20 protein-coding genes are annotated in these 24,873 nt (G+C 38.1%); 15 read left to right on the forward strand and 5 right to left on the reverse strand.

The annotated features are described in order from the left end of the window. The first annotated feature begins 483 nt into the window (after positions 1-483). The 6 genes from NYE65_RS22595 to NYE65_RS22620 all read left to right on the forward strand — a co-directional run bounded on the left by NYE65_RS22595 (position 484) and on the right by NYE65_RS22620 (position 6,239). On the forward strand, positions 484-1,722 hold the full coding sequence (locus NYE65_RS22595) for an amidohydrolase (RefSeq protein WP_340862170.1): 1,239 nt from the start codon (positions 484-486) through the stop codon (positions 1,720-1,722). A gap of 117 nt (positions 1,723-1,839) precedes the next feature. Then, positions 1,840-2,028: a twin-arginine translocase TatA/TatE family subunit gene (locus tag NYE65_RS22600; RefSeq protein ID WP_063236065.1), complete on the forward strand. Its 189-nt coding sequence runs from the start codon at positions 1,840-1,842 to the stop codon at positions 2,026-2,028. A gap of 86 nt (positions 2,029-2,114) precedes the next feature. Then, a complete protein-coding gene (gene tatC, locus NYE65_RS22605; protein ID WP_340862171.1) occupies positions 2,115-2,837 on the forward strand; it encodes a twin-arginine translocase subunit TatC in 723 nt (240 codons plus the stop codon). 285 nt (positions 2,838-3,122) lie between these two features. Further along, positions 3,123-3,899 carry a DeoR/GlpR family DNA-binding transcription regulator gene (locus NYE65_RS22610; RefSeq protein WP_268592166.1) on the forward strand — a complete coding sequence of 259 codons (777 nt, stop codon included), beginning with the start codon at positions 3,123-3,125 and terminating at the stop codon, positions 3,897-3,899. Between the two features lie 807 nt (positions 3,900-4,706). Further along, the gene (locus NYE65_RS22615; protein WP_156319545.1) at positions 4,707-4,865 is read left to right on the forward strand and encodes a hypothetical protein; all 159 of its coding nucleotides are present in this window, start codon (positions 4,707-4,709) and stop codon (positions 4,863-4,865) included. 513 nt (positions 4,866-5,378) lie between these two features. Next, entirely contained in the window at positions 5,379-6,239 is an 861-nt protein-coding gene (locus tag NYE65_RS22620; RefSeq protein WP_340861743.1) for an amidohydrolase family protein, read from the forward strand. A gap of 115 nt (positions 6,240-6,354) precedes the next feature. On the opposite strand, the gene NYE65_RS22625 is transcribed toward NYE65_RS22620, so the two are convergent. After that, positions 6,355-7,344, reverse strand: coding sequence for a CobW family GTP-binding protein (locus NYE65_RS22625; RefSeq protein WP_264896999.1), 990 nt, complete (start codon positions 7,342-7,344; stop codon positions 6,355-6,357). A 15-nt stretch (positions 7,345-7,359) separates the two neighbouring features. Then, positions 7,360-7,752 carry a (2Fe-2S) ferredoxin domain-containing protein gene (locus NYE65_RS22630; protein ID WP_340861744.1) on the reverse strand — a complete coding sequence of 131 codons (393 nt, stop codon included), beginning with the start codon at positions 7,750-7,752 and terminating at the stop codon, positions 7,360-7,362. 872 nt (positions 7,753-8,624) lie between these two features. Between NYE65_RS22630 and NYE65_RS22635 the strand changes: the two genes are divergently transcribed. Then, complete coding sequence (locus NYE65_RS22635; protein ID WP_340861745.1) at positions 8,625-9,026, forward strand: YybH family protein; 402 nt, start codon at positions 8,625-8,627, stop codon at positions 9,024-9,026. Positions 9,027-9,244: 218 nt separating this feature from the next. Here the strand turns inward: NYE65_RS22635 and NYE65_RS22640 are convergent, their stop codons facing one another. Beyond that, the gene (locus NYE65_RS22640; RefSeq protein WP_340861746.1) at positions 9,245-10,678 is read right to left on the reverse strand and encodes an aldehyde dehydrogenase family protein; all 1,434 of its coding nucleotides are present in this window, start codon (positions 10,676-10,678) and stop codon (positions 9,245-9,247) included. Between the two features lie 27 nt (positions 10,679-10,705). Further along, on the reverse strand, positions 10,706-12,340 hold the full coding sequence (locus NYE65_RS22645; protein ID WP_328177868.1) for an acetolactate synthase large subunit: 1,635 nt from the start codon (positions 12,338-12,340) through the stop codon (positions 10,706-10,708). Between the two features lie 286 nt (positions 12,341-12,626). Here NYE65_RS22645 and NYE65_RS22650 point away from each other — a divergent pair, with 286 nt between their 5' ends. After that, on the forward strand, positions 12,627-13,610 hold the full coding sequence (locus tag NYE65_RS22650; protein ID WP_106028673.1) for a tRNA dihydrouridine synthase: 984 nt from the start codon (positions 12,627-12,629) through the stop codon (positions 13,608-13,610). A gap of 65 nt (positions 13,611-13,675) precedes the next feature. Here the strand turns inward: NYE65_RS22650 and NYE65_RS27350 are convergent, their stop codons facing one another. Continuing rightward, positions 13,676-13,768 carry an IS3 family transposase gene (locus NYE65_RS27350; RefSeq protein ID WP_369316616.1) on the reverse strand — a complete coding sequence of 31 codons (93 nt, stop codon included), beginning with the start codon at positions 13,766-13,768 and terminating at the stop codon, positions 13,676-13,678. A gap of 529 nt (positions 13,769-14,297) precedes the next feature. Between NYE65_RS27350 and NYE65_RS22655 the strand changes: the two genes are divergently transcribed. The 7 genes from NYE65_RS22655 (at position 14,298) to NYE65_RS22685 (ending at position 24,690) form a co-directional block, all read left to right on the forward strand. Further along, entirely contained in the window at positions 14,298-15,002 is a 705-nt protein-coding gene (locus tag NYE65_RS22655; protein ID WP_340861747.1) for a FadR/GntR family transcriptional regulator, read from the forward strand. Between the two features lie 23 nt (positions 15,003-15,025). Continuing rightward, positions 15,026-16,420 carry an APC family permease gene (locus NYE65_RS22660; protein ID WP_340861748.1) on the forward strand — a complete coding sequence of 465 codons (1,395 nt, stop codon included), beginning with the start codon at positions 15,026-15,028 and terminating at the stop codon, positions 16,418-16,420. 7 nt (positions 16,421-16,427) lie between these two features. Further along, complete coding sequence (locus NYE65_RS22665) at positions 16,428-17,669, forward strand: amidohydrolase (protein WP_340861749.1); 1,242 nt, start codon at positions 16,428-16,430, stop codon at positions 17,667-17,669. 599 nt (positions 17,670-18,268) lie between these two features. Next, positions 18,269-19,192, forward strand: a complete 924-nt coding sequence (locus NYE65_RS22670; protein ID WP_328110019.1) for an alpha/beta hydrolase — start codon at positions 18,269-18,271, stop codon at positions 19,190-19,192. A gap of 77 nt (positions 19,193-19,269) precedes the next feature. Next, positions 19,270-21,039, forward strand: a complete 1,770-nt coding sequence (locus tag NYE65_RS22675) for a nitrilase-related carbon-nitrogen hydrolase (RefSeq protein ID WP_340861750.1) — start codon at positions 19,270-19,272, stop codon at positions 21,037-21,039. 134 nt (positions 21,040-21,173) lie between these two features. Beyond that, positions 21,174-23,300, forward strand: coding sequence for an ATP-binding protein (locus NYE65_RS22680; RefSeq protein WP_340861751.1), 2,127 nt, complete (start codon positions 21,174-21,176; stop codon positions 23,298-23,300). Continuing rightward, on the forward strand, positions 23,293-24,690 hold the full coding sequence (locus tag NYE65_RS22685; RefSeq protein ID WP_340861752.1) for a sigma-54-dependent transcriptional regulator: 1,398 nt from the start codon (positions 23,293-23,295) through the stop codon (positions 24,688-24,690). The genes NYE65_RS22680 and NYE65_RS22685 overlap by 8 nt, the downstream gene beginning before the upstream one ends. Positions 24,691-24,873: the final 183 nt, after the last annotated feature.

Below are 24,873 nucleotides of genomic sequence, written 5' to 3' on the forward strand. Positions count from 1 at the left end.
CTCGAAAAACTTAAAAAAACTTAAAATAATGCAGATTTTATTGCTATTAAAATTAAGTAGACTTATAATTGAATCTATAGGGTGACATCATGTAACTGGAGCAGTGACTATTTCAACAGATATGAATGGATTGAAATTGTAAAAAATAAATCCAAAAACACCACTAGAAGAGATATGAAAGATTGCAAGAAAAGAGTAAATCCAATCAAATACCGGGCTGGATGCCTCTTGTTCTCCAATGAAGTTTATAATCATGATCATCTTAAAATACAAACGTACTAGAGGAGGATTTCACAGGTGAATCAGGAAAAAGAAGGTTTGTCCCGCAGAAAGTTTATAGGTAACGTCTGTAAAATTGGAAGCGCTTCCGCTGTTCTCGGTGTCACGGACACGGTGGGATTATTTATGCCTGAGACGGCAAGTGCGGATGCTGAGAGGAAGGCTGGCCATAACACCAAAAAACCAGGAAAGAACAGTTCCTACATGTTGATGAATGTTAGATTGGAAAGTGGATACAAGTATAAAAATGGCCAGGTCGTCGCAACCGAAACCGTATTGAGGAACCTCCATATTGTAAAAGGCATCATTACCAGAATACTAGATACCAAGTCCCCTTATGGAAAAGGTGTCGATTGCTACGACGCGAAAGGCATGCTGCTACTTCCTTCTTTTAGAGATATGCATATTCATTTGGATAAAACCTTTTATGGCGGTCCTTGGAGAGCGGCTGCGACGAGGAAAAATGGCATTTTTGACATGATTACCTTGGAGCAGACACTGCTGCTGGAGCTTCTTCCAACAGCTCAGGAGCGTGCGGAGAAATTAATTGAACTAATTCTTGGCTATGGCTCAACTTATGTCAGAAGCCATTGCAACATCGATCCAGTCGTTGGCTTGAAAAATCTTGAAAAGCTAAATCTGGCCTTAGCGAACTATTCAGATAAAATATCACATGAAATCGTTGGATTTCCTCAACATGGCCTACTTCGTTCAAATTCTCAGGGATTGATACGCGAAGCCATGCAGCTCGGAGTTACACATGTTGGCGGACTTGATCCAACCTTAGTTGACGGGGATATGGAAAAATCGTTGCAAACGATGGTACAGATCGCGGTTGACTACAAAGCAGGTATTGATATTCACCTTCATGAAGGTGGCGAAACGGGTTTGAAGGCAATACGTCGATTGGCTGATATGACTGAGGAAGCGGGTCTGCAGGGAAAAGTGACGATCAGTCATGCGTTTTCGCTCGCTTCGTTAGGGGATGGCGCCGACGTAGAAATGGCAAAGCGTCTTGCATCCCTGGGTATTTCCATTGCCTCAACCGTTCCAATCGGCAAAGAAGTAATGCCGATTCCGCTCCTTCAGAAGCATAAGGTGAACGTCATGCTAGGTAATGATAGTATTACGGATCACTGGTCACCATTCGGGATTGGAGATACGCTGCAAAAGGCACATCTCGCCTCAGATTTGTACGGATGGTCAAACGAATACAACCTGTCTCGCTCACTTTCCCTTGCTACCGGTGGTATTACACCGTTAGACGAGGCTGGCAAGCAAATATGGCCAAAGGTAGGCGATGCCGCGACCGCTGTACTCATTCCAGCAAGCTGCTCGGCCGAAGCCGTAGCCCGACTGCCTATGCGTGCTGCCGTATTGCATAAGGGAACTCTCTCTTCGGGTTCTCTGGATAGCGTGAAGCCTAAGCTTCATACCAATTAAAAGGGTATGACAATGTTAATGAACCTTGGTAATAAAGAATTGGGATAGGTTCGATGAGCACATTAACGTTTAACGTTTTTAAGGAAATACAAAATATGAATACCGATGGGGGAAGTTATGCTACAAAATATTGGAATACCAGGATTGATGCTAATTTTAGTGATTGCCCTTATTATTTTCGGCCCTTCAAAGTTACCGGAAATCGGAAGGGCGTTTGGCTCAACATTAAGAGAATTTAAAAAGTCTACCAGAGACCTTGTAGCAGATGACACTAATGCAGATGTGACCAATAAGAAAGAAAGCTAATCAAATAAATGAAGAGGGGATGTAGGATCTGTCTTACATCTTTTTTTCCTGGAGTGATGAAGTTGGAAAATCAAAAAAAAACGAGCATGATTCAGCACCTTGAGGAGTTACGTAAACGTATTATTATCACGTTAGTCGTTTTCACGCTGTTCCTCGTGCTGACATTTATATATGTTCAAGATATTTATAATGTAATAGTTAAAGACTTGCCGTTTAAGCTAGCCCTGTTAGGACCGAGTGATATCATACTCGTTTATTTAATTATTGCCACCGTCGTTGCCATCGCGGCTACTATACCGGTTGCTGCTCACCAAACTTGGCTGTTTGTACGTCCAGCGTTAACAGCAAAAGAACGCAAGGTTACTAGCGCTTATATTCCAGCTCTATTTATTCTATTCATATTAGGAATCAGTTTTGGTTACTTTATTTTATTTCCTATTGTCCTAAATTTTTTAATGTCTCTATCAAACGGCATGTTTACTACTTTCTTTACAACGGAGAAATATTTCCGGTTTATGCTTCATATGACATTGCCTTTTGGATTTCTGTTTGAAATGCCCGTTGTTATCATGTTTCTAACAAGTTTAGGAATTATAAATCCATACCGTTTGCAAAAAATCAGGAAATATTCTTACTTTATTTTAATAGTTATTTCAATTTTGATTACTCCACCAGACTTTCTATCAGATATCCTAGTTACAATACCTTTATTACTCTTATATGAAAGCAGTGTCAGCTTATCTAAATTCGTATATAATCGACATCAAAGGGAAAAAGAAAGTAAAAAAGAGATGTATGAACCTGTCTAAAAAGGGACTTGCACCAAGACAGTAGCATCTCCATTTTAAGGTTGATTTTTTTTCATGCCCGGAAAATATCCTTCCAATGGTCGGGATCTATAATTTGATGGGCAAACCGTCATGTTTAATCCCTGGTTAATATCTCCGATTTGGAATTCTGTTAAAAATATATTGATAATGTCTTCAGTATTAACTAATAATCTACCCTCAAAAGCTTAATTATCCTTAAAATAATTCATGTTTCTTTGTGATTAAACTTGGATTAACTTATAATTAAATGTACGAGGTGAGATCATGCTACAGGATGAACGACTAGACGCCATTGTTCAATATTTAAACGAACACGAACGGATTGATATAGAAACAATTTGTAAAATAAATAATGTATCTAAAGATACTGCCAGAAGAGACTTAATCAATTTAGAAGAGATGAGGAAAATCATTCGAATACGGGGTGGGGCGAAAAAGGCTTTGCTTTCCAATGAAGTCCATAATTATGGTGAGCGCATGAACATGGCATCGGAAGCTAAAGGCAAGATAGGAAAATTTGCAGCTTCTTTGATAAACAACGGGGATCATCTTATTTTGGATGCCTCTACAACAGTTCAATTTTTAGCTAAATATTTAACGAGCCGGAACAACACTGTCGTGACTAATTCTATTAACATTGCCAGTGTATTAAGCCAGAGGGAAGATATAAAAGTTAATTTATTAGGCGGAACATTAAGCACTAGACACCAAGCCATTTATGGTTCAAGAGCCATTAGGGATATACAAGATTATAAGGTGAATAAATGCATCATTGGTACTTGCGGTATATCTGCTGAAGGACTGTCTACATCCATCGAGGAAGAAGGTCTCCTCGTTCACGAAATGATTAAGCGTTCTGACCAGGTCATTGTGATTGCAGATTCAACGAAGTTTAATAAAACTTTTTTTCAAAAGGTATGTGACTTAAACTCCGTTGATATAGTGATTACAGACAAAGAAGTACCAAAAAACATGCAGGAAATCTTAAATAAACATGTGGTAGAAGTGATTGTGGTTCCAGGTCATGAAAGAGACGAGTAATACTTTTATGGGTTCGATATACTGCTAATTATATTAAACTCATAACAGCGGTTAATAATGCTTAAATTGAGGATATACAATATAGTGTTGAACGAAAAGCAACAAGATATGTTTGTGAATCACGTTGAAAAAATATTCATGAAAAGGAGCGCCCAAGAGGTGCTCTTTTTTTAGTCGATTCCTTACAGTAGAGGAGATCGACTTTTCAGATTGGGATTTTCTTAGCATATAATATTTCCGAGATGGGCGGGATAGCATTGTTGCTATTGTCTGTAAAAGTCACGAACGGCTCATTTTTTTATAAGCGTTATGCAGAAATTAAAATTCATTTTTTAATTTCTGGGGTATCATCTTGTTCTTTCCACGATGTTATATAATTTCTATTTTTGGTGTTAAAAGTAATGATCAATTCTATTGATTATTTGTAATTAATCGTCTTTTTCCATTTTCAGATAGAGATAAAGTGCATTTGAAAAATAAATTATCCCTCGGACGATATAATTTGATGGTTACTAAAAAGGCCTTCATTGTACTAATTAAACCAGAAAATATATTAGTTGATTAATATGGTCAATGAAATATGTTATTTAACCTGACATGCTAATTGCTTTTTTTTCCATTACCAATTATATTTAAAAATACCTTCTATATAAGTCTGTCTAAATTTCAGGAAAGAGTTTTTGATTGAAGTGTTTAGTTATAAAGGAAAAATGATTGGGGAAATATGTGAGGCAATGGTCCAGAAAGGTAAAAAATTATACTAGTCCTCTTTGGTTAAAGAAATTTATAAACAAAGGTGGGGATGAGATGGGCTTGTTAGGTAGAGTGGTTTTTTTAAAAAGATTAAGAGACGAACTGTTTGAAAAAAGAAAACAAGGAGTCACTGACCTTCAAATTGATGAAATTGACAAGCAAATACGGAAGATTAATATAGAGATACAGAATATGAGGAAGATGATGGAATAATTATTTTCTTATTTTAAATTTACCCGACTTGAACGATTTTTACCATCCGAATTTTTTAAATGGGGCGGCTCTACAAGAAAGTATGGACGCTTTTTCTTATTGAACATAATTCGTGTGGTAGCACTACAGATTGTACAGTAAGGAGTTTTAACCGCCTCCTTACATGTTACGTATCGCTGCGGCATTAAATGATGCGCTAACGACTACCTGTATGACTCATGCTTCGCTTGAATTCGGTAGGTTCCTCTACCATTTATAGCTACTGCCGCTATATCGAACGAGCCGAAAGCCGTGAGATTAAGGCATTAGTAGAATATTTTTATACAAAACCATTTAAGATAAAAACCAACTTCATGACTTAATCTAAGGGTTTTTTCTTCAATTAGTAGGGAGTTGCATGGGCAGCTCTTTTTTTAGGTGCTAAAGAGGCAGGTTAGTTCGGGGCATGGATGGTGATACTGTTAAGTGGTTTGATCATACAATTAAGATAGTAATTCGAAGGGGAGGATTAAAATGATTATTGATTGCCATTTTCATGTGGATGAAACAATGTTGACTCTAGAAAAAATGATAGAGGGTATGGATAAAAATGATGTAACCAAAACAGCGCTAATTGCCCCCATGAATGGAACAATGTTTGAATTGGATAGCATTTTTCAACAAGGTTTACAACACTTATTCCGTTTTCTAATTCTAAATGTACCTCAAATTGGGCTTGGAATTTATGATGGTCTAGTAAAGGATGGATATTTGAAACTTTATGGAAATTCATACAAGATTTTCACCAAGCCGGACAATGATATTGTTGCTACTGCAATTGATCGATTTCCAGACCGGTTTCTAGGCTGGGTAGCAGTTAACCCTATGATACATGTATCAGTGGAAGAGGTAGAATTATATCTTAATAAACCTGGTTTTATTGGAGTGAAAGCTCATCCATTCATGCATGAATATAATATTAAGGCACTTGATCCAGTTGCAGCTATGTGTGAAACAAAAGGTATACCTATGATTATTCATCTATCTTCAGAACCAGACTCCTATAAGTACTTACCTGAAAATTACCCTGAACTTAAATTAATTTATGCTCACGCCGGTCTTCCTTTTTGGAAAAAACTATGGAACTACGTCAAGAATCAACCTAATGTATTTGTTGATACCTCAAGTGATTATCTTAATCCATCTATTGTAAAGAACGCAGTTGATTCTTTAGGATATCGTAAAGTTCTTTATGGCTGCGACGGACCATATGGAATGAAAAAATTTAATGAATATGACTATTTGACAAAGAAATGTTGGGTTGATTCACTTCAAATTCCTGATAACCAAAAGGAATATATACTTGGAAAAAACTTTTTAGCATTGATTGATTAATTCAAAACACTATCAATAGATCAGTTAGCAAGTGGGGTAAGGAAGTTCCCTTTTCATTGTGAATGTAGAGATTAACTGAAAATTATCAGTTAAACTCTACATCGGGTTCTTTCCGTTAGTTTGCTATGCAATTTTTAAATTGCTGTTCTAACTCATCTTTATTTAAGTCCTTTCCAATAAAAACAAGTTCACTTAGTCTTGTTTCACTGTCTTTCCATTTCCGATCTGGCCTTCCTGAAAATAACATATGAAGTCCCTGGAATACTATTCGTTGTTGGATTCCTTGTATATGAAGAATTCCCTTATACCGTAATAAATCTTCCCCTTTTTCTTGAACGAGGTAACTCATCCATTCATTTATCTTATCGAAATCGAGTGGCTTTTCTTCACGAAAGGCAATCGATGATACCTTATCATCATGATGGTGATGGTGATGATCTTCTAAGAAATGAGGGTCAATTTCTAGCTTGCGATTCACATCGAACGTATTAATTCCTAAAATATCTCTTAAATTAATATTGCAATTTTGAGCATGCATTCTCTTAGCTGCAGGATTCATGTTGGTAAGTCTTCGCTCCAACGTATTCAGGTCGTCACCAGATACTAAATCCGTTTTATTTAGAATAATCACATCAGCGAAAGCAATTTGCTCTTGTGCCTCATCATGACTATCCAAATGCTTTGTAACATGCTTGCTATCCACGACAGTGACAATACTGTCCACTTCGAATTTTTCGGATAGTAATTCATCCATAAAAAAGGTCTGGGCAACAGGTGCCGGATCAGCTAAACCCGTTGTCTCAATCAAAACACGATTGAATTTTGTCTGCCCCTGTTCACTTGAAAAAACCAGAGTTCGTAGGATGCGAATTAAATCCCCACGAACCGTACAACAGATGCAACCATTGTTCATTTCCAAGATCTCCTCATCAGCATCAACTACTAACTGGTTGTCTATTCCAACTTCTCCATACTCATTAACGATAACCGCGATCTTTTGATTGTGCTTTTCTGTTAGGATCCGATTTAAAAGCGTTGTTTTACCTGCACCTAAATAGCCAGTCAGAATGGTGACCGGGATTTTGTTTGTTTCTATCAAAGTCATATTTTTTCTCTCCATTTATTTTATTTTTGATACTTTAATTACTTTTTCCTTGTCTTTTGTTACCCCGGCAACGACTCCTTCTGCGCGTTTAAAACCGTCCCCAAGGAATGAGTGGCTTACTTTTTCTGTATAATCCTCATTAGCAAGGAGTGAATCGACGAAGGGGGAGGCATCCTCAGGTTTTAAATTTTTATACCAAGTTCCTTTCGGATAGGCGATGACAACGCACTTATCATGGCATCTTCCATTACAACGTGTGCGAGTTGTGTGAATGGTGTCGTCTACCTGTCGGTCTGAGATTTCTTTACGAATTGCTTGAGTCAGTTCCTCTGATCCGACCTCAGTACAGCTGCTACCATTACAAATGAGTACATGATGCTTCGTATTACTTAAATTCCATGTGGCCATATTTAATTTTCCCTCCAGTTAAATCGTAATAATTACGATTTAAAATCAATTATTGTCTCATTTTTAACTTTCTAAACGACTAAATTCACTAAATTACCGAGTAAGCATTTTTAGTAGAGCTATATCCTTAAAGGATGTTTTTACCAACTGGAGTTTTGATGCTTAGAAGTAAACCTTTTTGTATTAACTCCCGAAAGGCGATTCTAAACATCTTAATCTTTCTTATATCCTTAAGGTCTTCCTGTAAACTAGAAACGATTAAGCAATCGAGTAGGGGATGAGACTACTTTTCGCTTTTAATTCCTTTTTCAGGTCAAGCGTAATTTTCAACTAATATCAGGGGTTGCTTCACTTTTTCCACCTTCTATTTATTTGCCAATTGGATTTCTCCTTTCTCATATAAATATTGTATGATTGCGCAAAGCGTAATCATTACGATTTGAATGATGTTATTTTACCCCTTTTTTAAGCCGTCTGCAAATACTAAAACGTTCAGCAAAAGTTAATGTTCCAAGGACATGCTATTTTTCTCTGAATTTTTGAGTGTTTTCTGTAGGTAGCAGTGATCTAATCCATCCCCAATAAACACTAGAATATTGTTTACCTTTAAATCTGATTTTGTATGGAAGGGATGCCATAAGAATTGATATACCCTTTAATTCGATAAATGGAGCCAGGCATTGTTCTTAAGAAGTCTTCTTGTTAATAGGGTGAAGGTAGGGAGCAGGGATGGCACCATTGTATATCATTCTTACTTTGTTCTTTACTTTATTCACTATATGAGCAGGATACCCCATCATCGCAGTCGAACACCATAGAGTATGAAGAAGTATGATGAGAAGTATGAAGAGAATCTGAATAGGAGGGTGAGTATGCAGAATCATGAGCTGGAACAAGTCATAAAAAATGCGGACAGGGCAATAAATAATGAGGATTTCGATCATTTAATGGAGTTCTATTCAGAGGATGCGACTTTAGTTGTCAAACCTGGAACAGTCGCAAAAGGGACGAGGAAATTCGCCGGGCATTCATTGCTATCGCTGAATACTTTAAATCATAGTTTAATCGTCAATCAAGAAAAGGTGGCAATAATCGAAACAGGTGATACGGCATTGGTTGTGGCACAAGCCCAGCTAAGTGCCAATCAAAAGGAAGATTCCGAATTCTCTATGGAAAGAACCGCGACATATGTATTTAAAAAAGATTCCACCGATACATGGCGCTGTATAATCGACAACTCTTATGGTGCTGAAATAATTGAAGAATTGAAGTAATAAGTGAAAGCTGCCGTATTTGGTGGCTTTTTATCTTTTACAACTAGATTACATCTGTATGTAAAAAATTGCCTATGTATAGAAGTGATGATGAAATGAAGAAATGATTGTACCCAATAATAAGAACAACGGCTACAATCAATACATAAATTTACGACAAAACAAGAAGACGAGATCCTTAAGATATCGCCGCCTCATTTACCACGGGTTAATATTCCTCAATGGTCGCTTATTTTAAAGCTGATAAACTTCTGCTCCATCATTTCTTGCATCGCATATTTGACGCCTTCCCGGCCAACACCGCTGTCCTTCCAGCCGCCATAAGGCATATTATCAATTCGGTAAGTTGGGATATCATTGATTACGACTCCACCTGTTTCCAAGCGTTCCGCCGCATAAAAAGCTCGTTCTATACTCGGAGTCATCACTCCTGAGTTCAATCCGTAACGCGAATCATTTGCATCATTGATGGCATCATCCAGTGTATCGAAAGGGAAAATGCAGACAATCGGACCAAATACTTCGAAACGAAATACCTTTGAGTCACGATTTACATTGGTTAAAACGGTAGGCAATAGTACATTGCCTTCCACTGTACCGCCGCACTCAATTTTTGCTCCTTCCTGTACTGCCTCATCAATCCAACTTTGTAACCGCTCCAATGATTTTTTTGAAATCACCGCTGTAATATTTGTATTTTCCTCGAGAGGTGAACCGATGACAAGCTGTTTTGTGGTACTGACGAAACGATCTAAAAATTGTTGGTATAGTGATTTGTGGACATAAATCCGTTGAATCGAGATGCACACCTGCCCATTATTCGTAAATGAACCCATTACACTTCTTTGAATAATTTGATCGATGTCGACTCCTTCATCAATGATGAAAGGGGAATTGGACCCGAGTTCAAGTGTAAGCTTACGGAAGCCTGCCTGCTGCTGGATAAGGTGTCCGACCTCAACACTGCCTGTGAACGTCACTTTTTTTACATGTGGATGGGTCGTCAAGGCTTCACTTAAAACATCGCCTTTGCCAGGTATGATGTTCAATACTCCATCTGGCAATCCGGCTTCTTTAAAAATATCGGCAAGAACCAGTGCACTCAATGGGGTTTGTTCGGCAGGTTTTAACACAATCGAATTTCCAGCGGCAATAGCTGGACCCACTTTATGGGCAACCAGATTAAAGGGAAAATTAAATGGGGTAATCGCGGTGACGACGCCAATCGGGGTGCGAACCGTGAATCCAAAACGGTTTACCCCACCAATTGCCGCATCCATCGGGATTTGTTCTCCATAATTGTTCTTAGATGCTTCTGCAGCGAAACGATAGGTCTGAACCGTACGATTCATTTCTTCACGAGCATTTCGAATCGTTTTCGCCGCCTCCAGAGAAATGATTCTTGCAAGTTCTTCACTGCGTTCTTCCATGATTGCTGCAGCTTTAAATAAAATTTCTGCTCGTGCATGAGCCGGGTAGGATCGGTATTTCTGAAAAGCAGCATTTGCCTCAACAATCGCTTCAATGGCATCCGCTGGTTCAGCCTGTCCGATTTGTGCAATTTCTTCGTTTGAATGGGGATTATATAATGGCTCATATGATTTAGCCTCCCGCCATTTACCACCGATCCACAATTGCCACTTTTTCTTCATCTGAAATCCCTCCAATAATATCTGCCTTTATAATTTACAAATATAATCACCTAGTGTTTTCGAGAGCTTTACATTTTCCGAATAATCGACATCCACATCAATCAAGACAATTTCCTGACTCGAAAGCGCTTCTTCTAATGCAGGTAGCAATTCATCGGAGTGGGTTACTTTCACACCTTTAACCCCAAAACTTTTTGCGAACCCTAAAAAGTCTGGATCTGTAAATTCAATCGCATTCGTACGATCAAATTTATTCAATTGTTTCCACTCAATTAGGCCGTATTTAGAATCATGGAAAATGACTATCACGAAGGCAAGACCTAGACGTTTTGCCGTTGCTAATTCAACTCCATTCATCAGGAAGCCACCATCCCCTGTAACCGCAATGACAGGTTTATCAGGCTTTGCCAATTTGGCTGCAATCGCACCGGGAATGGCAATTCCCATCGATGCAAAGCCATTTGAAATGATCGTGTGGTTTGGGATTTCCGGCTGATACATCCGGGCAATCCATAATTTATGGGCACCCACATCCGAAATGACAATGGCATTACCCTTTTCCGCCCTTTTCAAATCGGCAATGATTCGCTGAGGGATGATAGGGCTTCCTGATACATCATCCGAAGAATGAAATTTTTCAATGATTTGGGACCTTAACCTTTTCACCTCTGGCCAAAGTTCTTTTTTTGCTACACCAGTCGTCAAGGCTTCAAGTGCCTCCGTAACGTTCCCGATCAATTCTGCTTGAACGGGGTAATAAGCATCAATCTCGGCAGGTCGAGCATCAATATGAACAATCGGATTCATTGCCTCATCGTTCCAATACTTTGGCAAATACTCGACGAAATCATACCCGACGGTGATAATAAGATCGGCCAAATCAAATCCGCATAGAACATAATCCCTTGCTTGCATCCCTACTGTAAAAAGGGACAATGGATGGTCGGAAGGTAAAACTCCTTTAGCCATGAATGAATTCACAACGGGAATTTGCTTCTCTTCTGCAAATTTCCGCAAAACCTCAGAAGCTCCATCGCGGATCACGCCATTACCAGCTAGAATGATAGGCTTTTTAGCGCGATTTATTAATTCGAAGGCTTTTTTGATTTCTTCCTCTGCTGGGCGGGATCTAGGCATTGGTGTAACCGGAAGAGGTTCCCCTTCTGTATCCATCATCGCCACATCTTCCGGAAGTTCTATATGAACAGCTCCCGGCTTTTCAATGACAGCCGTTTTAAATGCTTTACGGATAATTTCCGGAATCGTATGCGGCACCTTAATTTGTTGATTCCATTTCGTTACTTCCTCGAAAACGCCAATAATGTCCACATATTGATGCGACTCTTTATGAATGCGATCAAGGCCCGCCTGACCTGTAATCGCGACAACAGGGGAATAATCCAGATAAGCACTTCCTATCCCTGTCAATAAATTGGTTGCACCCGGTCCCAATGTGCCCAAGCAGACGCCTGGCTTTCCAGTTAGCCGGCCATAGATGTCTGCCATAAAAGCTGCAGCTTGTTCATGATGAACCAAGATAAATTCAATATCAGAGCTTATTAGAGAATCAATAAGATCCGTATTTTCCTCACCAGGTATACCAAAAATATATTGTACCCCTTCATTCTCTAAACATCTTACAAACAAATCAGATGCCTTCAAATTATTCCCTCCTCGACCATTTCAATTTCTTTCCTTATATGTTGGCTTTGCCCCCAAGAAATTATGTACTTGCTTGTATTAAAAACCATTTCGAGCATTTGCGTCTCTAAACTAGGAGGGGGAATATGGAAGTCGGAATGGTTTCGTGAAAAAAAAACATTTCTGCAGTTTGATAAAAAGTGCTTAAGCATGGTATAAGTGTAAAGGAAGCAGGGACATTCTGCTTTTTAATTTTGGGATAAGGGGTTAGCCTGGTAACCCATAATGAAAGGATTGGAATTTTAATATGATAGATAATTTTTGGCGTGATCTACCACGACCTTTTTTTATACTGGCACCAATGGAAGATGTGACGGATGTAGTTTTTCGCCATGTAGTGAGTGAAGCAGCCAGACCTGATGTATTTTTTACAGAGTTTACAAACACGGAGAGTTATTGTCACCCAGAGGGCATCCGCAGTGTGCGTGGGCGTTTGACTTTTACAGAGGACGAACAACCAATTGTAGCCCATATATGGGGGGATAAGCCTGAATACTTTCGGCAAATGAGCATAGGTATGGCGGAACTGGGCTTTCGGGGTGTGGATATCAATATGGGCTGTCCTGTACCTAATGTGACACAGAATGGAAAGGGAAGTGGCCTTATCCGTCGTCCAGAAGTTGCAGCAGAATTAATACAAGCAGCAAAAGCTGGAGGATTGCCTGTAAGTGTAAAGACAAGGCTAGGTTACACAGATATAGACGAATGGCACGACTGGCTAACACACATACTGAAACAGGACATTGTTAATCTTTCCATTCATTTGCGTACAAGAAATGAAATGAGTAAAGTAGATGCTCATTGGGAACTAATCCCGGAGATTAAGAAACTTCGTGACCAAGTGGCACCAGATACGCTCTTGACGATCAATGGGGATATCCCTGACCGTCAAACTGGCTTAAAGCTCGCTCATCAATACGGTATTGATGGGGTTATGATTGGGCGTGGTATTTTCAATAATCCATTTGCCTTTGAAAAGGAGACGAAAGATCATAGCAGTAAGGAATTGCTTGATCTCTTAAGGTTGCATCTGGATCTCCATGATAAATATTCAAAATTGGAGCTACGTTCGTTCAAGGCTCTTCATCGCTTTTTTAAGATATATGTCCGTGGGTTTCGAGGGGCAAGTGAATTAAGAAATCAATTAATGAACACTAAGTCAACAGATGAAGCGCGTGCTTTGCTCGAAAACTTTGGGTCAAATAATCTCGATGGAGTGGGGGAACTGTAGAAATGTCCCCATTCATGGTAAAAGTGAAGTAGGACGTTTAACTGTTTTGCCCCAAAAGCTTTTTACTAAGCTGTTAATTGAATAATGTGAAGGCGGTATTGAACCGCACTCAATCCCGCCAATTCTTGCTTTCTATGTTTGTTATTATAGTAATCTATATTGGGTTATGACAAATAAAAGCAAGTTACCGGGGACATGCAAAAAACAAAGATGAACCTAAGGCTCAAATCCTTGTAATAACAGGGGTTTGGGCTTTTTTATTTTGTCCAACTAGATGCGCGTTTTGTTCAACATTAGTGATTTGCTCACATTTTTGCGGGGACTTCTTAGGGCGGTTGTAGAAAAAATCAGCCACTTCATCATCATATGGGCTAATGCTCTTAAGAGATGCTAGGTTTCGAATGTCCTATATATTTCGTTTTTTTGCATCTCGAAATATTAAAAATTAACAATGAATTATGCAATACTGAATTTTTTATTCTAATACGCATGATGATATTGCTGATTTTAATAATAGTTAGCCGGTATAACAGTATTTTAAAATTTGGAATGGGACTTGCATAGTGAATATAGAAAATTCAAAAAAGAAAGGGGGCGAGAGAAATATATTTTTCAAATAACGAAGGTATTTTTGTTTAAACTGGTCTGACCGGTCGGATATCTAAAGCTATGGAGTTGAAATTAAAGATGGCAATTGTAAGTGAAACTGTTCAAAAATTTTTATGTGATTTTATTCTCAAGAATAATCTTACAAGTGGTGACCTGCTTCCGTCTGAAAGAGAACTGGCTAAACTATTAGAAGTAAGCAGATCTTCTGTAAGAGAGGCATTGCAATCACTTTTTGAAAAAGAAATTATTGAAAAAAAAATAGGAAAGGGGGTGTATGTTAAGAAAAGTTTACATCCCAATGACAAGGCGTTTTCTAGCACGTTCGAAGTATCTGTCAATATCGATAATTCTCTAGACTTATTAGAACTTCGCAAAGTGATTGAAGCTGAAATCGCATATTTGGCTGCAAAAAGGATAAAGCCGAATGAAATCAATATCCTTGAACAATCGCTTGTCGATTTAGAAGTTTGTATTAAAATGGGATCTTCCATTATCGTTCCCGATCTTGTATTTCATAGAACGCTTGCAAGATCAACAAACAACCAAGTGATTATTGATATGTACAATAATATTTCTGAATTCTTCAAAAAAGTAAGGATTGAAATGGCAACTTATGATGATCCAAAAACAGCACTTTACTACCATCAACAGATCTTGAAGGCGGTAAAAAAAGGAGATTCAGATAGAAGTTCTAAATTAATGAAAGAACATATTGAAGATGTGAAAAGCCATTATATCAAAATGGTAGAGGAGTATAAGAGCGTCCAAAACCCATACACCTGATACCAATAATAGGGGGAATTATATTGAGAGCTAAAGCCACCGTTACTTCTGGTTTAATTCAAGAAGAGTCGAATTTTAAGAGAGTTCTAACCCTTCCTTCCCTTGTATTTTACGGTCTTGCTTATTTAATTCCTACAACAATTTTTGATATGTATGGAATTGTATCGAATATAACTCACGGAATGTTTTCTTTAACTCACGCGTTAACCGCAATTGCTATACTGTTTACAGCATTTAGTTATGGCAGCATGGTTGCCGCTTTCCCAGTCTCAGGTTCTGCATACACGTATGCCCAACAGGCGATAAATCCATATATTGGTTTTTTAACAGGTTGGACTGTTATGATGGATTATCTTCTTGTACCTATGCTATCTTACGTTATTGCTGCTAATTATATGAATGCGATTTTCCCTGAAATACCTAATTGGATATGGATCCTCGGATTAACTGTCCTTGTGACAACGATTAGTTATGTTGGCATTAACGTTACTGCCAAAGTAAACAATATAATTGTTTTGGTTCAGCTCTCCATTATAGCTATTGTAACGATTTTCTTAATTAAATTTATTTCCCAAGGTGGAGGAATGGGATCCTTTTTCTCCTGGGATGTATTTGTAAACTCTAGTGAGTTTGCTAAACCCGAAGTAGGATGGGGAGTCATTTTTACTGGTGCGTCCATACTTGTACTATCATATTTTGGTTTTGATGCTGTAACGATGGTAGCGGAAGAAGCTATAAATCCGAGAGTTAATGTTCCAAGAGCGGTATTAATCATTTGTGCGGGTGCGGGGCTTTTATTTACAACTGTATCTTACTTAATGCTGTTAGCCTGGCCTGCTGGCTGGAGTGAATTCACAGATGTAAATACGGGGGCACTTGAATTATTTAAAAAGATTGGATTAGGTATCCTTGCAGTTATCTATCCTTTTTTCACCTTGATTGGAGCCATAGCGGGTCCTTTAGCTGCACAAACCTCTTGTTCCCGTATGCTTTGTAAAATGGGTGGCGACAGAATTATACCGAAGTTTTTTGGCTACATTCATCCTAAAAAAGCTACTCCAACAAATAGTATTTTATTTATTGGGTCTCTTAGCTTAACTGCTTTATTTCTTGACGTAAAAACAGTCATTTCTTTAGTAAACTTTGGCGCACTGTTTGGCTGTACCTTCGTAAATATATCTGTAATATTCTATTATTTTATTAAGCAGAAAAAACGTAAAGGGATAAACATTGTACGATATTTGTTATTCCCTTCTATCGGAGCATTAATCACGCTCTTCTTTTTATACAAATTGGATATGTATGCAAAGACTGCAGGTTTAATTTGGTTGACAGTTGGAGTTATTTACTTAGGACTCAATACAAATTTCTTCAAAAAACTTCCACCGGAATTAAATATGAATGAAATGAAAGGATGATGCTTTAATGACACAATCTTATTGGTTAGCAAATGTATTACTTGAAAGCGGTTTCACTCGTAAGGATGGCATGGTTACAAAAACAATTACAGAAAACTGTCATATCCTTGTTGAAGAAGGAAAATTCACGAGAATAATCCCAGCTCATGAGAATTTACCTGTTGGGTTACCAGTTCAGGATACGGGTGGACTGCTTATACTGCCTGGTTTTCAGGATATGCATATTCATCTGGATAAAACATACTATGGAGGTAAATGGAAAGCATGTACCCCATTTGTGGATGTATTTGGCCGAATGAAAGAAGAAGAAGACATGCTTCCGTCACTTCTTCCTGTCACGGAAGAAAGGGCGAAGAAGATTTTGGAGCTGCTTTTACAGAATGGAGTAACCCACATACGGGCTCAGTGTAATGTTGACCCTATAATTGGGTTGAAAAACATGGAAGCAGTTTTACGGGCGTTAAAATCATACGATGGACAGCTTTCTTACGAGTTAGTTGCTTTTCCTCAGCACGGACTCTTGCGAAGTAATTCCGTTCCACTTGTAAGGGAAGCATTGCAAATGGGGGCCACTGCTGCAGGGGGATTGGATCCGGCCATAGTAGATGAAAATATTGAAGCTTCATTACATGCACTCATAGATCTTGCAGTTGAAGCGGATGCAGATATAGATTTGCATTTACATGAACCTGGTCACCTGGGAATTTATACGATGAAACGATTGGCTAAATTTACAGAAGAAACAGGCTGGCAGGGAAGAGTTACAATTGGACATGCGTTTGGACTCGGGGATGTTCCAGTTGAAGTGGCAGCAGATGCAGCGGAAACTTTAGCTCAAGCGGGTATTTCAATCGCTTCTACTGTACCTATCGATATTCCCACAATTCCAATCCCGCTGCTTCATGAAAAGGGTATAAATGTCTCGCTTGTAAATGACAGTATAACGGATCATTGGGACCCATTCGGCACAGGGGACGTGCTTTACAAAGCTAGTCTGATGGCTGAACGTTTCGCTTGGATTGATGAGTGGTCATTAGGACGGGCCCTTGGTTTTATTACTGGCGGGAAAACACCTCTTAATTCAGAGGGGGAGCGAGTTTGGCCGACTATTGGTGATAATGCGGATGCTGTTTTTGTGGAAGCTAGTTGTTCAGCAGAAGCAGTTGCAAGACGTGCAAGGCGCCATGGGGTTATGCACAAAGGGAAAATTGTTTCAGGTTCAATCAATCAATTCTTAAAAAAAAATTAATATAAAAAAACGCTATTCTTTTTGTAGAAATATACAGAAAGTATGGCGTTTTTTATGAATTTTTCTGTTTTCACGAAATGAATCTTTATTTTCAAGAACTTCACGCACGCCTATTTTTCTCTAACGTCTCTGCTAAAGAAGTTGAATTTGTTCAAAGTATATATCAAACGAAAAAATTCTCTATGGAAAGAACCGCGACAATCGACAACTCTTATGGTGCTGAAATAATTGAAGTGATAAGTGAAAGATGCGTATATGGTGGCTTTTTATTTTTAATTGTTATAACTTGCTTATAAATATGAAAAAACTAGGAGGGATGGTTGATGATGTTTAATTTAATAAGCAATTGAAGCTAATAAGAGTATTTGTATGCATGTTAGATTCAATAGACAGCTCATAACTCTATTTGTCATAAAAATAATTTTCCATGTAAAAAAATTTTAACACATTTTCTGTTTTAATAGATCCTTGCTATGACAATTTGGAGATTTCCCTTTTATTTTCTCCATTTTTCTTATCCTAATGTTCAAATTCCAATCTGGCACGCTGCTTGCAATTACTAGTAACGAAAGCTAATTAAAATTATTGGAGGTAGGGGCATGATAGAGCGTCAAATTCAATTTTATAGTGAAGGTTACAAATTAGAGGGCACAGTGTATCTTCCAGACGATTATAAAAAAGGAGAAAAAAGACCGGCTATTATTCCGAATTCTGGATATCAAGGGTTTAATGAATTTTATCCAAAGTTATTTGCGAAAAATTTAACAGCGGCAGGTTATGTCTGCTTAGGATTTGATTATCGGAGCTTCGCAAAAAGTGAAGGTGAAGAAGGTCGCGTTATTTTGGATGAGCAGGTAGAAGATATTCAAAATGCGATAACATTCCTCTCCCTCCAGGAAGAAGTAGATTCAGATAGAATAGGATTAATAGGTTGGGGTATGGGCGGTTCGAATGTGGTCCGTGTGGCCGCAAGAGACAAACGGGTTAAGGCAGTTGCAGCACTAAATGGTTTTTATAATGGCCAAAGATGGTTACGCTCTATTCATTCCTATGTTGAATGGAATGAAATCTTGAAAACGGTTGAAACAGATCGAGAACAACGGGTATTAACTGGGAAGTCCCAACTTGCAAGTACGTTTATTCATTATCCGCTTGATCCGGCCACAGCGGATTATGTTGAAAAGGAACTGGCCGTTCTTTCTCCATTTGGTAAGCAGACAGTATTGCAGTTTACAGACTCAATAATTAGCATGAACGCAGAATTAGAAGTGAAAAATGTAACGGTGCCGCTTTTCATTGCCCATGGAAAAGATAACTTATTACATCCACTTGATGAGGCAAATGAACTGTACGAAGCAGCAAATGAACCGAAAAAACTTTATATAATAAATGGTAAGCATAATGATTTCATGTATCATGAGCATGAAGTTTTCCAAGATTTAATTGAAACGCTTAAAGCTTTCTTTGGTGAAATTCTAATAAAAAAGGAAGAAAATATTAAAGTCATCCAAATGCAAGGGTAAAATAGATAATCGCGTGACAGGTGGCAAATTATTTTGTCATCTGTCTTTTTAAATTTTGAATCAAAAGGAGCAATTTTATGAAAAATAAGCATCCTTTCAAAGCAGCTATTATTGAGTTTAATCCACTATTAAATCAATTGGACAACAATATTGATCATTTGCTTGAGGCGGTAACAGAAGCAGCAAAAAATGGAGCCAAATTGATTGTCACACCGGAAATGGCTACAACAGGCTATCATTACGAGAATCGTCAGTCTATACTTCCATTTGCAGATACAATCCCGGGGAAAACCACTAAACGTTTTGAAGAAGTCGCAAAATTTTACGATACACATATTATCATAGGAATGGCGGAGGTAGATGAAGAAGACGGACTTTGCTATAATTCGGCTGCGCTTGTGGGTCCTATGGGATATATCGGAAAATACAGGAAAGTGCATCAATGGGCAACAGAAGATAGCTGGGCACATTGGGGGGACATGGGCATTCCGGTATACGAAACGTCTATTGGGAGGATTGCAGTCATTATTTGTATGGATTCAAGCTATTTTGAATCGGCCCGGATCGTTGCTGTGAAGGGAGCGGATATTCTTTGCTTTCCGACGAATTCAACAGGTGGATCGCTTTCGATGCTGCAGGCATGGGCTGAAATGAACGGTCTGTACGTCATAGGTGCGAATCGTTCCAATACTGAAACCGATTACCATATGATCGGTGCAAGTGCCATTTGGTCACCTTTAGGTAGGAAACTTGCTGAAACCCCATACGTAGAAAAAAGTCACGCGAGAGATGAGACAGTCATTTTATATGCGGATATTGACCCTGCTTTATATGAAAATCCCGCAAAAAAAAGAATGGAAAAACGAAAGCCAGACCTATATTCTGATTTAATGTTGCATGTCGGACCTTGGGAGTATAAAAAATCACCATCAGAGCAAATGGATACCGGGACTTATGAAAAAAAGACTTCTTCTGCTTTATTGCAGTATGAACCGGTAATAGGAGATAAAAAAGAAAATCTTAAGAAAATAAAAAAGCTCCTGGCGGATGCTAGCTTCAAGGCAAAAAAACAAAAGAGCTTGTTATCACTAGTTATTTGCCCGGAACTTTCCTTAACAGGTCCCGTTAATTCACTTAGCCCTGAGGAAATCCGGAAACTTGCTGAACCCATATATGGAGAAACCATAAGAGAAATGAGAATGCTTTCAACTGAATATCAAATTAATATCATTTTTGGTATGATAGAGGAAGAAGAGAATCTCCTTTATAATACAGTAGTTCTTCTGACGCCAGCTGACAATATAGTTACTAAAGCCCGTAAAATTCATTTGTCAGAATCGGACGAACGCTGGGCCTCTGCCGGTTGGGAATTGGTTGTAGCAAATGTAACGGATATAGGGCGTGTGGGCCTAATAGTCGGTTGTGATGCTGCATATCCTGAGGTAGCGGGCATTATTGCCGTAAAACGTGCCGATTTTATTACCATCCCCTCATGCTGGCATGGTGAATTTGGTGCAACACTGGCGCTTCCAGAAAAAATAATGGAAAATAAGTTTCCGATAAATTCGATGACGACATGGGACGCCACGGCAAGATTTTCGCAAGCAAAAACACTCATTGCGAATTTTATTGGTTCAGATATCGATTGTAAAGGTGGGAGTGCCCTTTATACACCTGATCCGATTTATGGAAGTGACTTGCCCGTAGTTGCCTCTTCTCACAGTGAAGAGGCATTGATAGTGGCTAATTCTAAAATGGAACATAATTGGTGGTTTGATCAACATAAGCTATTACTATCAAGAAGGCCGATTTTTTATAGGGAACTGGTAAAGAAGTTACAATTGTAAGCGCTTCGAATCGTTAGTAAACTTAATAATAGGTAACAATTAAAAGTGAGGGTGTTAAGAAGCACACATAAAAAGCACTTTAATAACAATGTATAAAGTGCTTTTTTCATTTCTCACATATCGAGGTTTTGTAAATGAAAGTATTTCAATCACGGCTAATGAAGCGTTATGTAACTATTGTTTTAGTTGTCATTTTGTTTGTACTGGCCTCTCTTTATTTGATTGCCGTACATGTAATGAATGGATCTGTACGGTCACAAATGGAATATCGAGATGAACTTATAGCCAAAACCCTTGGCAACCAAACAGAGAATATCTTCAAAAATTCAATTTCCGATATGCGACAGATATCGCCCATTGTTACAAATATTGATAACAAAGCAGAGAATGCTTTTCATGTAGAAATAGAGACGATCTTGGCACAGGATCCACTTTATCTGTTCATAGAAGTATATAAAGAGGATAAGTTGAACCTACGTATTCCGAATGTTCCATTTTCTGATTTTATAGAAAATGGTTCTATTTTAAAAAGGCTCACCTGGAGTCAGACAAGCTATATTTCAAATATGATGGAACTGCCTGACGGCCGCAAGACCATTGCGATTGCATATCCATCCATTAATGAAAAGGGAGAATTTAAGGGGAGCGTTGTAGCTTATATAAATTTAAACGTTTTATCAGAACACCTTCAAAAATTTGCAATCGGGAAGGAGGGAGTGAATGCAATAATTGACCGTAATGGAACAATTATTGCACATACCGACCAAAGTTATATTGGCAAATCCATTCGGAATCATGAGGTTGGGATTCATCTTCAAAAAGAAGATTTTGATGTTTGGAATGGCGAGATTTTTAACAAAGAAATGGCCATTGCGTATCGGCCCATTCTCTTGGGTGATATTAGTTTGATTGTGGGAGAACCAATTAAACAAGCACTAATGCCTGCAAAAGTGGTCCAAAGTTTACTTTTACAAGGTTTTTCCATCGTTTTCATTATCGCAATAGGACTTGCTATGTTCAGTGCATCAAGAGTGATTCTTCCTGTCACGACTCTCATCAAGCATGTACAAGAATATAAAGTAGGTAAGCGGAAAGCATTCGTTAAAGTGAAAACAAATGATGAAATTGAGGAATTATCGATTGTTTTATCAGAGATGGCAACGGAATTGAGGGAAAAAGAAAGAAGTATGTTTTATATCCTGGAGTCCATTCCATATTGTGTTATTACTACGGACAAGGATGGTAGGATTATGACCTTTAATAAAGGAGCAGAAGATTTAATGCTTTATAGCCGGGAAGAAGTATTAAATCAGCTTATTTTTAATTTGCCGATAAAGCATGATATACAAAAGTTCGTTCTTTTAAAAACGTTTAATGCAGGGAAGTCTTTTGAAGAAGTCGAAAGCTATATTATTGATAAAGAAAAGGGATTTCATGATGTCCGTATCTATGCATCACTTCTTAAAGGAGAACAAGATGAGTACATCGGCGCCATTCTTGTCATTCGTGATGTAAGTGAAGTGAAGAAGCTTGAAGAATACTTAAAACAAAGTGAACGGCTAGCATCACTTGGCGAGCTCACTGCTGGGATTGCCCATGAAATAAAAAATCCTTTAAGTATTATTCAGGTTGCTGCTGAAACAATTCGCCTACAAATAGAAGATGAATTTAAAGAAAAAGAAGTGATTGATGAATTGACAGGAGATATTTTAACAGCATCTGATCGCATGAACAAACTGTTAACTGATTTTCTGAAGCTAACAAAAGATGATGAATATAACAATCATGTTCTGACAGATTTGGTTATGATTACTGATGAATTGCTAAATTTATTAAGAAGAAAATTTAATGATGCAAACATTATGGTCACAACCGAATACAATTCTAGTAAAGCTCCCGTTTTGGGGGACCGGCATAAATTGACTCAATTGCTTTTAAATATATTTTTGAACAGTATTCAAGCGATAAAAGATGAGGGTAATATTCATGTTGCGCTTAAAGAGAAAGGGGCATATTGGCAGCTTTCCATTTCGGATACCGGAGAAGGCATTAGGAAAGAAAAATTAAACTGGGTCTTCAATCCGTTTTATTCCACGAAACCAGAGGGAACAGGTTTAGGTTTATCTATTGCTCACGAAATTATAGTTCAACATGGTGGGAAGATATGGGCGGAAAGCGTATTCTCTCAAGGAACCACAATACATATTGAAATACTAAAACATGAGGAGAATGAATATGAAGAGCATTCTGTTTGTGGATGATGAAATTAGACTTTTGCGTGTTCTATCATTGTCATTTCGCAAGAAGGGATATGAAGTAATTCTTGCTGCCAATGGACAAGAAGCACGAAGAAGAATGAAAGAAGACGGCCCCAACCTTGTTTTCCTCGATTTAAATCTTCCAGATGCAAATGGTTTGGAACTTTTAGAGGAATTCATGGCACTCTATCCTCAAAAGGTATTTGTCATCATGACGGCTTATGGCGATATAGAAAGCGCTGTATCCGCTATAAGGGCAGGTGCATTTGATTATTTAGAAAAACCAGCAAAACTAGAGGAAATAGAACTTGTTATTAACAGAGCTTATACACTACTTGAAGTGAAACAAGAGAATATCCAACTGAAAAGTCAGTTAAACAAACTTGAATCTATAGAGGGCTTTATTAGTATAAGCAAGCAAATGAAGCAGATTTACGAATTAATTGAACGTGTGTCCGCCACAGATGCAACGGTTCTTCTTCATGGGGAAAGCGGAACAGGAAAAAGTATGATCGCCAAGATGATTCATTCCTTAAGTGATCGCAATAACGGTCAATTCATTGCTGTAAACTGCGCTGCTATCCCTGAAAATTTACTAGAAAGCGAGATTTTCGGTTATGAAAAGGGTGCATTTACCGGTGCCACAGCAAGTCGTGCAGGGAAATTTGAAGCAGCACAAAATGGTACTATCTTCTTGGATGAAATTGGAGAAGTGCCACTTACGCTTCAAGCTAAGCTTCTTCAAGTCGTTCAGGAGAAATCCTTCATGCGTCTTGGTAGCAATCAATTAAAACAAGTAGACGTTCGAATTATTTCTGCAACAAATCGTAATTTGAAACAAATGGTACAAGAGGGGAATTTCCGCGAAGATTTGTATTATCGCTTGAATATTATAGATATGCATATTCCGGCACTTAGAGAAAGAAAAGAAGATGTTCCCCTTCTGGTTGGGGAATTTTTGGAGAAGCACTGTAAAAAAATGAAGAAAAATTTTCGAGTGTCACCTCAGCTTATGAATATATTGAAAGCATATGAATGGCCAGGAAATGTTCGGGAGCTTCAAAATGCCGTTGAGCGAGCAGCAGTTTTATGTAAGGAGGAAGACTTGTCGTTACAAGATTTCCCTTCTGAAATTAGGGGATCTAGTGAAATGAATGCAGAGTTTCCGTCTATCGTTTCCTTTAATAAAAAGAGAACGCTTCCAGAACAAATGGAAGACATTGAACGGCAATTTATATTGTCTGCGGTTGAAGAGAACGATGGCCAAATTGCCGCAGCAGCCAGAGAGCTGGGAATTTCAAGACAGCGGCTATTTTACAAGATAAATAAGTATCATGAACAAATGAATAAGTCATCTGAAGAAATTAAGCAAAAAAAGGAAGAATTATTTTAATTCTCCTTTTTTTTTCGTTTTCATATGTTTTTGGCAATCCTCAAAGTTTGTAAAAGTATTTTTTCAAAGCGAAAAATTTTTTTACAAAATATATCAAAAAGATATGTGGAAATTGAAAAAAAGCCCATATATAGTTGGCATGTTACTTGCATTAATTTATTAAAGAATTAACTTTTAAAAAGG

The sequence above is a fragment of the Peribacillus sp. FSL R5-0717 genome (assembly GCF_038002945.1).
Lineage (GTDB): Bacteria > Bacillota > Bacilli > Bacillales > DSM-1321 > Peribacillus > Peribacillus frigoritolerans.

Excerpts from the sequence above, each read along its gene's own strand:
- NYE65_RS22595 (WP_340862170.1), top strand. The coding sequence starts at position 484 with ATGTTGATGAATGTTAGATTGGAAAGTGGATACAAGTATAAAAATGGC.
- NYE65_RS22600 (WP_063236065.1), top strand. The coding sequence starts at position 1,840 with ATGCTACAAAATATTGGAATACCAGGATTGATGCTAATTTTAGTGATT.
- tatC (WP_340862171.1), top strand. The coding sequence starts at position 2,115 with ATGATTCAGCACCTTGAGGAGTTACGTAAACGTATTATTATCACGTTA.
- NYE65_RS22610 (WP_268592166.1), top strand. The coding sequence starts at position 3,123 with ATGCTACAGGATGAACGACTAGACGCCATTGTTCAATATTTAAACGAA.
- NYE65_RS22615 (WP_156319545.1), top strand. The coding sequence starts at position 4,707 with ATGGGCTTGTTAGGTAGAGTGGTTTTTTTAAAAAGATTAAGAGACGAA.
- NYE65_RS22620 (WP_340861743.1), top strand. The coding sequence starts at position 5,379 with ATGATTATTGATTGCCATTTTCATGTGGATGAAACAATGTTGACTCTA.
- NYE65_RS22625 (WP_264896999.1), bottom strand. The coding sequence starts at position 7,344 with ATGACTTTGATAGAAACAAACAAAATCCCGGTCACCATTCTGACTGGC.
- NYE65_RS22630 (WP_340861744.1), bottom strand. The coding sequence starts at position 7,752 with ATGGCCACATGGAATTTAAGTAATACGAAGCATCATGTACTCATTTGT.
- NYE65_RS22635 (WP_340861745.1), top strand. The coding sequence starts at position 8,625 with ATGCAGAATCATGAGCTGGAACAAGTCATAAAAAATGCGGACAGGGCA.
- NYE65_RS22640 (WP_340861746.1), bottom strand. The coding sequence starts at position 10,678 with ATGAAGAAAAAGTGGCAATTGTGGATCGGTGGTAAATGGCGGGAGGCT.
- NYE65_RS22650 (WP_106028673.1), top strand. The coding sequence starts at position 12,627 with ATGATAGATAATTTTTGGCGTGATCTACCACGACCTTTTTTTATACTG.
- NYE65_RS22655 (WP_340861747.1), top strand. The coding sequence starts at position 14,298 with ATGGCAATTGTAAGTGAAACTGTTCAAAAATTTTTATGTGATTTTATT.
- NYE65_RS22665 (WP_340861749.1), top strand. The coding sequence starts at position 16,428 with ATGACACAATCTTATTGGTTAGCAAATGTATTACTTGAAAGCGGTTTC.
- NYE65_RS22670 (WP_328110019.1), top strand. The coding sequence starts at position 18,269 with ATGATAGAGCGTCAAATTCAATTTTATAGTGAAGGTTACAAATTAGAG.
- NYE65_RS22675 (WP_340861750.1), top strand. The coding sequence starts at position 19,270 with ATGAAAAATAAGCATCCTTTCAAAGCAGCTATTATTGAGTTTAATCCA.
- NYE65_RS22680 (WP_340861751.1), top strand. The coding sequence starts at position 21,174 with ATGAAAGTATTTCAATCACGGCTAATGAAGCGTTATGTAACTATTGTT.